Raw genomic sequence first — 13,347 nt, forward strand, 5'->3', positions numbered from 1 at the left:
TTCAACGTCTTCATGTCAACGTCCTCTGTCCAGCTAACGGGCTGGACTTGCAACTAATCAGTTTAGGTCCAGTTGATAGGACGCAATGCGGCAACGGCGGCTGGCGTTGTAGTCATTGGGGACTGACGGGTGGGATTCTTTTACGAATTCAACGGCCAGAATGCTAAGCAGATTTGCCAAAAAGTTTGTGGAAATGGCTGCACATGGGTGATCTTCGGCTCTTGGGATGTCATCGTCGATCAACACGGATCCCCAGAGGCCGGGTGTTGATGGGCATGGGCGGCTGGGCCGCCAGCCTTGAAAAATCGGGCCATAGGGCGTATAACCACGCGCTTGTCAGTGTATTGAGCGAGCCTACCTTTATGCAGCAGAGTGAACCCGTGCAGAGCGCCCCCTTTTGGCAGGTGAAGAGCCTGCAACAGATGACCATGACGGAGTGGGAGTCCCTGTGCGATGGCTGCGGCAAGTGCTGCCTGAACAAGCTCATTGACGAGGACACCGAGGAGCTGGTGTTCACCAACGTGGCCTGCAATCTGCTCAATACCAAGACCTGCCAGTGCTCCGACTACGGCAACCGCTTCAAGAAAGAGCCGGACTGCCTGCAGATCACCTACGACAAGATTGCCGAGTTCGACTGGCTGCCATCGAGCTGCGCCTACCGCCTGCTGGCGGAGGGGCAGAGCCTGCCAGAGTGGCATCCCCTTATCACCGGCAGCCGCAGCGCCATGCACCAGGCCGGTCAGTCGGTACGCGGCAAGGTGGTGCACGAGGCCCATGCCGGCGACTGGATCGATCACATCATCACCTGGGCCAGCTAACGCCAGACCCTTTTCGGGCCAGCCGCCGAACCGTATCAACAGCGAAGGGGCAGGGGAGTCATACTCTCCTGCCCCTTCGGCTTTCTGGCGATTTCCACAGTGCTCTGCGAAGGCGCTTATTTGTCCGCCTTGCCCGCCGCATCGGCAAGTTTGGCCAGCTGTCTGTCATACCAGGCCACCGCGCGGCCTTCATCTTCCGCCCGCTCCTTGCGCCGTATGGCATTGCGCACTGCCATGGCTCCCAGCCAGCGCAACGGCTCGGGCGGGAAATAGCCGCGCGGGCCGCTTACCAGGGCGCATTCGCGCCACGGCTTGTCCTCCTCCCGCCCCTCGTCTCTCACCAGGGCCGCCAGGATTTGACCGCCCATCCAGCTCTGGGCCACCCCGTTGCCGGAGTAGCCGAGGCCATAGACGATATTGGGCTGCCCTCGCCAGTGGCCAAAGAAGGGGAGGCCATCCACCGAGCGATCGGAGGCGCCGCACCAGCTGGCGGCGATGGGCACATCCTTGAGCGCCGGAAAGAAGCGGCGCAGGGTGCGGGTGAGGGGGGCGAGATAGCGGCTCGGCGCGTCGAACTCGGCCAGATGACGGTTGGCAAAGGCGAAGGTGTTGCCCCCCTTGCCCAGCATCAGCCGCCCTTGCGGGGTGGATCTGTAGTAGTGCACGAAGGTGCGGCCATCCACCACGGAGCGGCCATGGGCGAGCTGCTGGGCGGCCAGCGCCTGGGGCGCGGGGTCGGTTATCACCATGTCCGAGGAGACCAGCACTATGCTGCGGCGAAACTCGCGAAAGTGTTGCACCATGGCGCTGTTGAGGGCCAGCACCACCTTGCGGGCACGCACCTCACCCTGGGGCGTCTGCACCCGTGCAGGCTGTCCTCCTTCGAGGCGTTGCATGGGGGAACCTTCGTAGACCTCGACCCCGAGTTCCCGCGCCACCCGCAGTAGGCCGCGTACCAGCAGCGCCGGTTGCACCGAACCGGCGTGGGGGCTGTAGAGACCCTCCAGATGGACGTGGGAGCCGCTCTGGCTCGCCAGTTCACTCTCTTCAATCGCCCGCCACTGGTTAAGGTCGGCTCGCTTTAGCGCCCGCAATACCGGATCCATCAGGCCGCGCTGGGCCTCGCTGGTGGCGGTGTAGCAGGTGCCCTCGACCCTCAGTTCAGCTTCAATCTGATGCGCCTCGCAGAAGCGGGCGATCTCGTGCACCGCCTGCTCGGATCCTTGCACCAGCCAGGCGGCCTGCTCCTCGCCAAACAGGCGCTTTAACGTCAGGTATTTGGCCGACCAGGTGAGCAGGCAGCCGCCGTTGCGCCCGGAGGCGCCGCTGCCGCAGCGATCTTTCTCCAGCACCAGGATGCGTAAGGCAGGCTCGGCCTGTTTAAGGGCGATGGCGCTCCAGAGCCCGGTAAAGCCGCCGCCGACGATGCAGACATCCACCTCGTGCTGGCCTTGAAGATGCGTTGGGGGAGCGGGCTGTTCGGCGGCCAGCGCCTCGGCCAGCCAGAAGGGGAGAGTGGACATGATGACTCCTCGACAAGGTTATGAGTGGCGCCAGCGCTGGGTGCGGGCCAGCAGGGCTCGGCTCAGGAAAAGCTGGACCAGCTTGACGGTGGCGGCGGCCAGCAGGATCAGGGTGGCCATGGCGGCGGCCGTGGCGGTATCGCCGGAATCCTCCATATTGAGCACGGCGATGGAGGCAAGCACGCTGTCGCTGGAATAGAGGAAGATCACCGCCGAGGTGGTGGTCATGGCGTTGACGAACAGATAGATAAAGATCTCCAGCAGTGCCGGCAGGGAGGCGGGCAGGGTGACGCGCCAGAACGCCTTCCAGAGCGGAATGCGCAGTGAGATGGCCACCAGCTCCAGCTCCCTGGGCAATTGCTTGAGGCTGGTCACCGCCGTCATATGCCCCACTGTGTAGTAGTGGATGACGCAGGAGAGCACCATCAGTGGCAGGGTGCCATGGAGGCTGCCAAACAGGGGATTGCCGTTGAAAAAGAAGATGTAACCCAGCCCCAGCACCATGCCGGGCACCGCCAGCGACAGCATGGCGAGCATGTGCAGCAACTGGCGAAGCCATGGGAAGTGGCGCCCCTTCTCCTGCGCCCAGGCCAGCACCATGATAAGCACAGTGCCTGTGATGGCGGTGAAGAGGCCGAGCTGCAGGGTGTTGGTAAAGGGCTGCCAGCCATAGACGCTGTTGCTGTCAAAGGCGTAGTGATCCAGCGTCAGCCCGAGGTTGTAGGGCCAGAACTGCACCAGAGAGCCGTAGACCGCCATGCCGACCAGAGCCAGAAACAGCAGGGCCCAGAGGGTACACCAGCCGAGCGCCAGCAGATCCCGCAGCCGATGGGGCTTGGGGCTATAGGGCACCGCCTTGGTGCTGCTCTGCTCCTGCATCTTGCTGCGCACCCTGTGCTCCAGGGCAAAGCTCAGCAGCGCCGGCAGCAGCAGGGTGACGCTGGCAACGGCGCCGAGGGAGAAGTTCTGCATCCCGATCACCTGGCGGTAGATATCGGTGGCCAGCACGCTGTACTGGCCGCCAATCACCTTGGCCACCCCGAAGTCGCAGATGGTGAGGGTGAACACGGCGATGGCGGCGCTGAGCAGGCCATAGCGGGCGGTGGGCAGGGTGACGGTGACAAAGGTGCGCCAGCCGCTGCTGCCCAGCACCCGTGATGCTTCATAGAGGCGGGCATCGCTCTGGCCCAGCGCCGTGATGAGGATCATCAGGGCGTGGGGGAAGCACCAGAAGCCCAGACCGATGACGATGCCGATGGGGCCGTAGATGCTCTCGCCGCCGAGCAGTCCCTTGGCAACTCCCTGATTGCCGAACCAGTAGACCAGGCTGATGGCGGGCAGCAGGGAGGGCATCAAGAGCGGGATCAGGCCAACGAGGCGAAATAGCCCCTTGCCCGGCATGCAGGTGCGGGTGAGGGCATAGGCGTAGCCAAAGGCGATGGTCACCACCAGGGTGGTGATCAGTACCCCGAGCCAGAGGGTGTTGCCGAGGGTGCGACCCAGATGGGGGGAGCCGAAGTAGGCGCTGAAGTTGGCAAGGCCCACCCAGAGACCGTTCTCATCCTGCAGGCTCTTTTGCAGCATGGTGAGCAGCGGCAGCAGCAGGCCACCGGTGAGCAGGGCGATACCCAGCACAAGCAGCAGGAGTTGCAGCAGTTGATCCCGATTCCAGCCGGTGCAAGAGCGCCGCCAGAGGGGGGCGCGCTGCGGTTGCGACGGAGACAAGGGGGATGAGGTCGTGAGAGGGGAGCTCATGCGCCATCTCCTTCAAAGATCTGCATCGCCCCGGCGGGCCAGTGCAGGGAGCAGCGCATGCCGCTGCGCCAGCCCCCCTGTTCGTGGCGGGGCAGCTCGTGGGTCGGGCGCTCCACCAGAACTTGCTGGGGGCCCAGATAGGTGTCTGCGGTGCAGATGAGGCGCTGGGCGGCGCCGAGAAACTCCACCTGCTCTATGGTTGCTTCTACGCCATGTTGACCAAGACAAGGCTCATGAGAGGCGCCCAGGGTGATGGCCTCGGGGCGGATGGCCACCTGCAGCTTGCTGCCGGCGGCGGCCCGGTTGGCGAGGGTCAAAGGCTGTTCGTTGAGGCGCACCTGATTGGGGCCGAGCACCAGGGTCTCGAGGAAGTTCATGGTGCCGACGAAGCTTGCCACGAAGCGGCTCGCAGGCTGGTGATAGATCTCCTGTGGGGTGCCCACCTGCACTATGGTGCCGCTCTCCATCACCACGATGCGATCGGCCATGGTTAGGGCCTCTTCCTGATCGTGGGTCACCATGATGGTGGTGATGCCGAGGCGCTGCTGCAGGGCGCGGATCTCGCTGCGAAGGTGGGTGCGCACCAGGGCATCCAGGGCGCTGAGGGGTTCGTCCAGCAGCAGCAGGCCGGGAGAGAGGGCGAGCGCCCGGGCCAGCGCCACCCGCTGCTGCTGGCCGCCGGAGATCTGGCTCGGGTATTTGTGGGACTGGGCATTGAGATCCACCAGCCCCAGCCAGTGATCGACCCGCTCCTTGATGAGATCCCGCGCCAGCCCCTGATTCTCGAGGCCGAAGGCGATGTTCTGGGCCACCGTCAGGTTGGGGAAGAGGGCGTAGGACTGAAAGACGATGCCAAAATCCCGCTGCTGGGGGGGCAGGCGGGAGATATTGCGCCCCCCCTGCCAGATCTCGCCGCTGTCTGGCAGATCCAGACCGGCGATGGCTCTGAGCAAGGTGGTCTTGCCGCAGCCTGAGGGGCCGAGAAAGCAGATGAACTCCCCCGGCTGGATGCTCAGAGAGATCCCCTTGAGGGCCTGAAAAGCACCGAACTGCTTGTTGAGATGTTGAATGTCCAGATAGGGCTGGGTCATGGTACGACTCGCTACTGATTTGGTATATACCAGTTTGCCGGTGAAGTGTGACGGTCAGGTGATAAGGGGATGACAGCTCGATGACAGTCCGATGACCATGGGGCGCCGGCAGGTGGCTGTGCCGCGTACAGACGGGCGGGGAGCCGCCCATCGAGGGCGACACAAACATGGGGTCTAAACCAAAAAGCGAAGGCCAACACCTGTTGGCCTTCGACAAGGGGTTTATTGGTGGCGGTTCGTCGGGCGTGCACGGACCGCTGCCATTCACGCTTACTGTTTGGCTTCGGTCTTGCCGTCGAAGCTGGCGCTCCACTGGGTCAGGATGGCGTTGCGCTCGCGGGCAGCCCAGCCAAAGTCGTTGTCGATCATCTGACCCTTGATATCCGCCGGATAGCCCGCTCTTGGTTGGGCGACCCCAGGGATGGCGACCACAGCGAACGACTTGTTGTAGAGGGCGTTGGCCTGCTCGGTGGCGGCAAAGTCGAGCAGCTGTTTGGCGGCCTCCAGCTTGGGGGTGCCCTTGATGATGGCGGCGGCCTCCATGTCCCAGCCCGAGCCTTCACTCGGGAACACCACCTCTATGGGGGCCCCCTTGGCCTTGAGGCTGGTGGCCGGGAAGTCGAAGGAGATGCCGATCACCGTCTCGCCGCTGGCGGCCAGCTTGCAGGGAGCCGAGCCCGAGTGGGTGTAGCGATCGATGTTCTGGTGCAGGCCGTTCATGAATTGCCAGCCCTGCTGCTCGCCCATGGTCTGCAGCCAGCCCGCAACGCTCAGGTAGCCGGTGCCGGAGGAGCTGGGGTTGGGCATGATCACCTTGCCCTTGTAGATGGGCTTGGTGAGATCCGCCCAGCTGGTGGGGGCCGGGATCCCCTGTTTCTCTGCCTCTACCTTGTTGAAGCAGATGGCGCTGAAGAAGGCGTCCAGCCCAATCCAGTGCGGCTCGGCCTTGCCGTCGCGAAAACGGCTGTCGAGTTTCTCCAGCCCCTTGGGGGCGTAACCGGTCAGCATCTGCTGCTGATCGAGCTGCATCAGGCTGGTGGCGGCCAGTCCCCACACCACATCCGCCTTGGGCTGGGCTTTTTCAGCCAGCAAGCGGGCGGTGACCACCCCGGTGGAGTCACGCACCCACTTGATATTGATATCCGGGTGCTGGCGCTCGAACGCGGTTTTCAGCTCGCCGAGCTGCTCCGGCTCGAAGGCGGTGTAGACGGTGAGATCGGTCGCGGCCAGTGCCGGGGCTGTCATGGCGGCCAGCACGGCGGCGGCCAGCAAAGGGGTTCCCTGTTTCATCCTCTTCTCCATATAAATTGACTTGGTATAAACCAGATTGGTCGAGAGAGAGGCTAGGGGATCTTTATGACGTTCAGGTGACGGTCCCGTGACGTTTTGCCGCACGGGATTGTCCGCTCTTGACTTGTCTGTTCCTAATCCTGGGTATCCACCTCGATCTCCAGGCTGTCGTGGCGCCAGTACTCCAGATCGAAGTCGAGCACCCGGCCGTGCTGATCGAAGTTGAGCCGCTCGAGGCGCAGGGCGGGCAGACCGGCGGTAGCCCCCAGCGCCTTGGCCACCTCGTCCGGCAGGGCGGTGGGGAAGAAGCGCACCTGCATGCGGGCGTAGTGGAGATCGTAATGGGCCTGATAGATCTCGGTCAGGCTGCCGGCAAGATCCAGCTCCAGCAGGCCGGGCACCCGCTCGGGCAGGCAGTGATTCTCGCAATAGCAGATGGCGCGCCCGTTGGCATAGCGCAGTCGTTTGAGCAGAAACAGGCTGTCGAACGGCTTGAGCTGCAACCGCGCCATCAGCGCGGGCGGCACCGCCTGGCGGCTTTTTTCCAAGAGCTCGGTGCGCGGATCGCCCCCTTGCTCCCGCACTATCTGGTGAAAGTTGGAGGTGCGCCTGGGGTTGAGACTGAAGCGAGGCGGAGTGACGAACCAGCCGCGGCGATCCTCCCGATAGATAAGGCCGCTCGCCTCCAGCTGCACCAGCGCCTCGCGGATGGTGACCCTTGTGGTGCCGTAGAGCTCCCCCAGCAGCCGCTCGGAGGGGAGCTTGTCGTTGGAGGCCAGGCCCCCCGCCAGGATCTGGTTGGCGAGGGCATCCTTGATCTGCAGGTATTGGGGTTTGCTCATGAAAATCCCTGGTTGTGCAATGAGTTGGGCAATGGGCTGGTTATCTGCTCGGTCGTTAAACGGCGGCATCAAAACATGTTGGTAGATACCAGTGTGACCCCTGTTGTTCAGGCTTCCTAGATTATCGCGATCCCGGCGCTGAAAATGAATTTTTTGTTGCACATGGCCCCACCCCTTTGACCTTGGCGGGGCAGTTACCCACAATGAGCTCATTCTGGTATATACCAAAAGGAGCGAAGTCATGACCCATATTCCTGCGGCCCCCGCCGCCGTCGATTACCTGCTGCTGACCCCTGGCCCCCTCTCGACCACAGCTACCGTGCGGGCCGCCATGCTGCAAGACAGCTGCACCTGGGATGCGGACTACAACCTGGGCGTGGTGGAGCCCATCCGCCGCGAGCTGGTGCGCCTCGCCACCGGCCCGGAATATGAGAGCGACTACAGCGCCGTGCTGCTGCAGGGGAGCGGCAGCTATGTGGTGGAGAGCGTGCTGGGCTCCGCCATCGGTAGCGACGAATGTCTGCTGATCATCAACAACGGCGCCTACGGTGCCCGCATGGGGGAGATGGCCCGCTGCCTCGGCTTGCGTCACCATGAGCTTGACTGCGGCGAGACGACCCGCCCCGAGCCTGCCGCCATCGACGCCATGCTGGCGCGCCACCCCGAGATCACCCATCTGTCCATGGTGCACTGCGAGACCACCACCGGCATGCTCAACCCGCTCGACGAGGTGGCTGGGCTCTGCCAGCGCCGCGGCATTCGTCTTATCGTCGATGCCATGAGCAGCTTTGGCGGCATCCCCATCGACATGGGGCGCCTTGGCATCGAGTTTCTCATCAGCTCCGCCAACAAGTGCATTCAGGGGGTGCCGGGTTTTGGCTTCGTCATCGCCCGCCGCGCCGCACTGACGGCCTGCGCCGGTCGCGCCCGCTCTGTCTCCCTCGACCTGCACGCCCAGTGGCAGATCATGGAGCAGCAGGGGGGCAAGTGGCGCTTCACCTCGCCCACCCATACCGTGCTGGCCTTTGCCCAGGCGCTGCGCGAGCTGGAAGAAGAGGGGGGCATCGCCGCCCGCCATCAGCGCTACGGCGAGAACCAGCGCACCCTGGTGGCGGGGATGGCCGAGCTCGGCTTTGCGCCGCTGCTGCCAGAAAAATGGCAATCCCCCATCATCACCGCCTTCTACTCTCCGGCCCACCCGGACTACCGCTTCGTCGACTTCTATCAGCGGCTCAAGGCACAGGGCTTTGTCATCTATCCGGGCAAGGTCTCCCAGGCCGACTGCTTCCGTATCGGCAATATCGGTGACGTGACCCCAGAGCGGGTGCGCGAACTGCTCGCCGCCATGGCCAACGCCTGCTACTGGCAGGGGGAAGCACCATGACCAGCATGCCGGTTCAGGATCCTGATCTGCGTGACGATAAGCTGCATGGCAGCGGCCGCGCCGACAGCGAAGGGGATATCAACCTCGGCGAGGGGCGCTCACGCTGGTGGGCGGGTCAAGGCGAAGATGTACAGGCCGGATTGGCGGAAGATAGCCGCTACTTTCTCCATCAGGCCCTCTCTACCCCCTGTCTGGATCTGCTTGAGCGCGCGCAGGGGAGCTGGCTGACCAGCGTATCGGGCGCGCGTTACCTCGATTTTCACGGCAACAGCGTCCATCAGCTGGGCCACGGTCACCCCAAGGTGGTGGCCGCGGTGCAGCAGCAACTCGCCGATCTGCCGTTCGCCCCCCGTCGCTACACCCACAGGATCGCCATCGACTGCGCCCGCACCCTGGCCGAACTGGCCCCAGGCGATCTCAACCGGGTGTTGTTTGCCCCCGGTGGCAGCGAGGTAGTGGGGATCGCCCTCAAGCTAGCCCGCTTCATCACCGGCAACAGCAAGGTGGTATCGCTGTGGGATGCCTTTCACGGCGCCTCCCTCGATGCCATCTCGGTTGGCGGCGAGGCCTGTTTTCGCGCCGGCATGGGCCCCCTGATGGCCGGGGTGGATCGCATCCCGCCCCCCACCCGCTATCGCGGCGTCTGGTATCGCGGGGAGGGGGACGACCTGCACTACGCCGATTATCTGGAGTACGTCATCGAGAAGGAGGGGGGGATCGGGGCCTTTATCGCCGAGCCCATCCGCAACACCGATGTGCAGGTGCCCTCGAAGGCCTACTGGCAGCGGGTGCGGGAGATCTGCGATCGCCACAAGGTGTTGCTGATCGTCGACGAGATCCCGAATGCCCTGGGTCGCACCGGCCACTGGTTCAGCTTTGAAGAGTTCGGCATCGAGCCCGACATCATCTGCCTGGGCAAGGGGTTGGGGGGCGGTGTGGTGCCCTTTGCCGCGCTCATCACCCGCGATCGTTTCAATCAGGCCGCAGCCATCTCTTTGGGCCATTACACCCACGAGAAGAGCCCCATCGGCTGCGCGGCGGCCCTCGCCACCATAGCTACCATCCGTGAAGAGGGGCTGCTGGCCAAGGCGCAGGAGGATGGCCGCTTTATGGCCGCCGAGCTCGGCAAGTTGGCCAAACGCCACCCGCTGATCGGGCAGGTGCGCGGTATCGGTCTTTTGTGGGCGCTCGATCTGGTGGTCGATCACCAGAGTCGCACCCGCAATAGCCAGGCCGCCGAGCGGTTGCTCTATCGCTGCCTGGAGCTGGGGCTGAGCTTCAAGGTCTCCCAGGGCAATGTCATCCAGCTCTCGCCGCCGCTCAACATCGCTCGCGCCGATCTGGTGCGCGCCATCACCATTCTCGATCGCGCCCTTGGCGAGATCTCACTCTCACCGGAACAGGAAGATCACCATGACTGACTTGCAGATTGCTGTAGACCCGACCACCAACGTAGAGGCACTGATCCTCGACTGGGCCGGTACCGTCGTCGATTTCGGCTCCTTCGCCCCCACCTCCATCTTCGTGGAGGCCTTCGCCCGCGCCTATGACTTCCCGGTGACCCTGGATGAGGCGCGCCAGCCCATGGGCCTTGGCAAGTGGGACCATATCGCGGCCCTCGGCCGTCTGCCCTCGGTGGATGAGCGCTGGCAGGCCCGCTTCGGCCACCCCATGAGCCACGCCGAGGTGGACCACCTCTATCACACCTTTATGCCGCTGCAGATTGCTGCGGTGACCCGCTTCGCCGCCCCCATCCCCGGGGTGTTGCCGGTGCTGGACGCTCTGCGGGGGCAGGGGCTGCGCATCGGCTCCTGCTCCGGCTATCCTCGCCCCGTGATGGAGGCGCTGGTACCGGCCGCGGCCGATCACGGCTATCGGCCGGATCACTGGGTTGCCACCGACGATCTCAAGGCGGGCGGGCGCCCCGGCCCCTGGATGGCGCTGGCCAACGTGATTGAGCTGGGGGTGAGCGCCGTGCATCGCTGCATCAAGGTGGATGACGCCGTGCCAGGCATCAGCGAAGGACTGAACGCCGGCATGTGGACGGTGGGGCTGTCGGTTTCCGGCAACGAATTTGGCGCCACCTGGGAGGAGTTCGCCGCCATGGGCGAGGGGGATATCGCCGCCCGACGTGTACCGGCCGAGGCCAAGCTGCGGGGGGCGGGGGCCCACTATGTCATCGACACCCTGGCTGACATCGCCCCTGTGATTGCCGATATCAACCGCCGTCTGGCGGCTGGTGAGCGACCCTGATCAGGAGAGGGGGGGAGGCGCTATCCGCCTTTGCCCTGAAGCGCAGACATAAAAAAACCGGCGCCTGGGCGCCGGTTTTTGTTCACTGAGACTCTATTACAGAGAAGCGGTGAAGGTACGGGTGATGACGTCTTGCTGTTGTTCCTTGGTCAAGGAGTTGAAGCGAACGGCATAACCGGATACGCGGATGGTCAACTGCGGATATTTCTCCGGGTTTTCCATGGCGTCCAGCAGCATTTCACGGTTCATCACGTTGACGTTCAGGTGCTGACCGCCTTCCAGGTTGGACTCATGGTGGAAGTAACCATCCATCAGGCCGGCCAGGTTGGCTTTCTGGGCTTCCATGTCTTTGCCCAGGGCGTTCGGTACGATGGAGAAGGTATAGGAGATACCATCTTTGGCGTAGGCGAACGGCAGCTTGGCAACGGAAGTCAGGGATGCAACCGCACCCTTCTGGTCACGACCGTGCATCGGGTTGGCACCCGGGCCGAACGGCGCACCGGCACGACGGCCATCCGGGGTGTTACCTGTCTTCTTGCCGTACACCACGTTGGAGGTGATGGTCAGTACGGACTGGGTAGCCACGGCGCCACGGTAGGTGTTGAGCTTCTGGATCTTCTTCATGAAGCGCTCGACCAGGTCGCAGGCGATGTCATCGACGCGGGCGTCGTTGTTACCGAACTGCGGGTACTCGCCTTCGATCTCGAAGTCGATGGAGACGCCATCTTCGTCACGAACCGGCTTGACCTTGGCGTACTTGATGGCAGACAGGGAGTCGGCCGCCACGGACAGACCGGCGATGCCGCACGCCATGGTGCGATAGACGTCACGGTCGTGCAGCGCCATCAGGGAGGCTTCGTAGCTGTACTTGTCGTGCATGTAGTGGATGATGTTCAGGGCGGCGACGTACTGCTTGGCCAGCCAGTCCATGAAGTGATCCAAGCGATCCATCACGTCGTTGTACTCGAGGTACTCGGACTTGACCATTTCGGTTTTCGGGCCGACCTGGATCTTGAGCTTCTCGTCCATACCGCCGTTGATTGCATACAGCATGGTCTTGGCCAGGTTGGCACGAGCGCCGAAGAACTGCATCTGTTTGCCGATGATCATCGGGGACACGCAGCAAGCGATGGCGTAGTCATCGTTGTTGAAGTCCGGACGCATCAGATCGTCGTTCTCGTACTGAACGGAAGAGGTCTCGATGGATACCTTGGCGCAGTACTTCTTGAAACCGACTGGCAGCTTCTCGGACCACAGAATGGTCAGGTTCGGCTCAGGGGACGGGCCCATGGTGTACAGGGTGTTCAGCATACGGAAGCTGTTCTTGGTGACCAGGGTACGGCCATCAACGCCCATACCGGCCAGGGTCTCGGTAGCCCACATCGGGTCGCCGGAGAACAGTGAATCGTATTCCGGGGTACGCAGGAAGCGAACCATGCGCAGCTTCATGACCATGTGGTCCATCAGCTCCTGGGCTTCTTGCTCGGTCAGCAGGCCTTTCTTCAGGTCACGCTCGATGTAGACGTCCAGGAAGCTGGAGGTACGACCGAAGGACATGGCGGCACCGTTCTGGGACTTGACCGCCGCCAGGTAGGCGAAGTAGGTCCACTGCACGGCTTCTTTGGCGGTCTTGGCCGGCACTGAGATGTCGCAGCCATATTTGGCGGCCATCACCTTCATCTGGGCCAGGGCACGGTGCTGCTCGGAGATCTCTTCGCGCAGACGGATGGTGGCTTCCAGGTTGACACCGTTTTCCAGGTCGGCCTGCAGGGACTTGAACTGGGCCAGTTTGTCGGCCATCAGGAAGTCGATACCGTACAGGGCAACACGGCGGTAGTCACCGATGATGCGGCCACGGCCGTAGGCATCCGGCAGACCTGTGATGACGCCGGATTTACGGCAGTTCAGGATGTCCTTGGTGTAGACGTCGAACACGCCCTGGTTGTGGGTCTTGCGGTACTCGGTGAAGATCTTCTCGACCATGGGGTCGAGCTGACGGCCGTAGACTTCGCAAGAGGTCTTGACCATCTTGATACCGCCGTTGGCGATGATGGCGCGCTTGAGCGGCTTGTCGGTCTGCAGACCGACGATTTGCTCCAGGCTCTGGTCGATATAGCCGGCATCGTGAGCGGTAATGGTGGAGGGCAGGTCGGTATCAAAATCGACCGGCGCGTGAGTGCGGTTCTCGATCTTGATCCCTTCCATGACCTTGTCCCACAGCTTGGTGGTGGCTTCGGTCGCGCCAGCCAGGAAGGACTCGTCACCTTCATACGGGGTGTAGTTCTTCTGGATGAAGTCACGGGTGTTGACAGAGGTCTGCCATTCACCGGCCGCGAAGCCTTCCCATGCTTTTTGGAACTGTTCGTTAAGTTCTGCCATTTTCATTACCTC

Annotated in this window: 10 protein-coding genes; 4 read left to right on the forward strand and 6 right to left on the reverse strand. The window is 63.1% G+C overall.

Annotation, left to right across the window (positions count from 1 at the left end; genetic code table 11):
* Positions 1–362 precede the first annotated feature (362 nt).
* Positions 363–818: a YcgN family cysteine cluster protein gene (locus tag ACWPWQ_RS08125; RefSeq protein WP_202045317.1), complete on the forward strand. Its 456-nt coding sequence runs from the start codon at positions 363–365 to the stop codon at positions 816–818.
* 116 nt (positions 819–934) lie between these two features.
* Here ACWPWQ_RS08125 and ACWPWQ_RS08130 read toward each other — a convergent pair whose 3' ends face one another.
* From ACWPWQ_RS08130 to phnR, 5 genes are all read right to left on the reverse strand, one after another.
* The gene (locus ACWPWQ_RS08130; protein ID WP_454009515.1) at positions 935–2,341 is read right to left on the reverse strand and encodes an FAD-dependent oxidoreductase; all 1,407 of its coding nucleotides are present in this window, start codon (positions 2,339–2,341) and stop codon (positions 935–937) included.
* Between the two features lie 18 nt (positions 2,342–2,359).
* The gene (locus ACWPWQ_RS08135) at positions 2,360–4,096 is read right to left on the reverse strand and encodes a putative 2-aminoethylphosphonate ABC transporter permease subunit (RefSeq protein ID WP_454009516.1); all 1,737 of its coding nucleotides are present in this window, start codon (positions 4,094–4,096) and stop codon (positions 2,360–2,362) included.
* Positions 4,093–5,187, reverse strand: a complete 1,095-nt coding sequence (locus tag ACWPWQ_RS08140; RefSeq protein ID WP_454009517.1) for a putative 2-aminoethylphosphonate ABC transporter ATP-binding protein — start codon at positions 5,185–5,187, stop codon at positions 4,093–4,095. Before ACWPWQ_RS08140 ends, ACWPWQ_RS08135 begins: the two co-directional genes overlap by 4 nt.
* Before the next feature lie 270 nt (positions 5,188–5,457).
* Positions 5,458–6,477, reverse strand: coding sequence for a putative 2-aminoethylphosphonate ABC transporter substrate-binding protein (locus tag ACWPWQ_RS08145; RefSeq protein ID WP_454009518.1), 1,020 nt, complete (start codon positions 6,475–6,477; stop codon positions 5,458–5,460).
* Positions 6,478–6,611: 134 nt separating this feature from the next.
* Positions 6,612–7,319: a phosphonate utilization transcriptional regulator PhnR gene (gene phnR, locus ACWPWQ_RS08150; protein ID WP_202045327.1), complete on the reverse strand. Its 708-nt coding sequence runs from the start codon at positions 7,317–7,319 to the stop codon at positions 6,612–6,614.
* Positions 7,320–7,560: 241 nt separating this feature from the next.
* On the opposite strand from phnR, the gene phnW reads away from it, so the two are divergent.
* The 3 genes from phnW to phnX are packed head-to-tail and all read left to right on the forward strand — an operon-like array spanning position 7,561 to position 10,956.
* Positions 7,561–8,703 (forward strand): 2-aminoethylphosphonate--pyruvate transaminase, encoded by a 1,143-nt coding sequence (phnW, locus tag ACWPWQ_RS08155; protein ID WP_454009519.1) that lies wholly within the window; start codon positions 7,561–7,563, stop codon positions 8,701–8,703.
* Entirely contained in the window at positions 8,700–10,124 is a 1,425-nt protein-coding gene (locus tag ACWPWQ_RS08160; RefSeq protein ID WP_454009520.1) for an aspartate aminotransferase family protein, read from the forward strand. Before phnW ends, ACWPWQ_RS08160 begins: the two co-directional genes overlap by 4 nt.
* Positions 10,117–10,956 (forward strand): phosphonoacetaldehyde hydrolase, encoded by an 840-nt coding sequence (phnX, locus tag ACWPWQ_RS08165; protein ID WP_454009521.1) that lies wholly within the window; start codon positions 10,117–10,119, stop codon positions 10,954–10,956. Before ACWPWQ_RS08160 ends, phnX begins: the two co-directional genes overlap by 8 nt.
* Positions 10,957–11,052: 96 nt before the next feature.
* On the opposite strand, the gene pflB is transcribed toward phnX, so the two are convergent.
* Complete coding sequence (pflB, locus tag ACWPWQ_RS08170) at positions 11,053–13,335, reverse strand: formate C-acetyltransferase (RefSeq protein ID WP_330847429.1); 2,283 nt, start codon at positions 13,333–13,335, stop codon at positions 11,053–11,055.
* Positions 13,336–13,347: the final 12 nt, after the last annotated feature.

The organism is Aeromonas sp. Marseille-Q7275 (assembly GCF_965119515.1).

Coding starts and splice junctions, on each gene's coding strand:
- ACWPWQ_RS08125 (WP_202045317.1), top strand. CDS start 363: ATGCAGCAGAGTGAACCCGTGCAGAGCGCCCCCTTTTGGCAGGTGAAG.
- ACWPWQ_RS08130 (WP_454009515.1), bottom strand. CDS start 2,341: ATGTCCACTCTCCCCTTCTGGCTGGCCGAGGCGCTGGCCGCCGAACAG.
- ACWPWQ_RS08135 (WP_454009516.1), bottom strand. CDS start 4,096: ATGAGCTCCCCTCTCACGACCTCATCCCCCTTGTCTCCGTCGCAACCG.
- ACWPWQ_RS08140 (WP_454009517.1), bottom strand. CDS start 5,187: ATGACCCAGCCCTATCTGGACATTCAACATCTCAACAAGCAGTTCGGT.
- ACWPWQ_RS08145 (WP_454009518.1), bottom strand. CDS start 6,477: ATGAAACAGGGAACCCCTTTGCTGGCCGCCGCCGTGCTGGCCGCCATG.
- phnR (WP_202045327.1), bottom strand. CDS start 7,319: ATGAGCAAACCCCAATACCTGCAGATCAAGGATGCCCTCGCCAACCAG.
- phnW (WP_454009519.1), top strand. CDS start 7,561: ATGACCCATATTCCTGCGGCCCCCGCCGCCGTCGATTACCTGCTGCTG.
- ACWPWQ_RS08160 (WP_454009520.1), top strand. CDS start 8,700: ATGACCAGCATGCCGGTTCAGGATCCTGATCTGCGTGACGATAAGCTG.
- phnX (WP_454009521.1), top strand. CDS start 10,117: ATGACTGACTTGCAGATTGCTGTAGACCCGACCACCAACGTAGAGGCA.
- pflB (WP_330847429.1), bottom strand. CDS start 13,335: ATGGCAGAACTTAACGAACAGTTCCAAAAAGCATGGGAAGGCTTCGCG.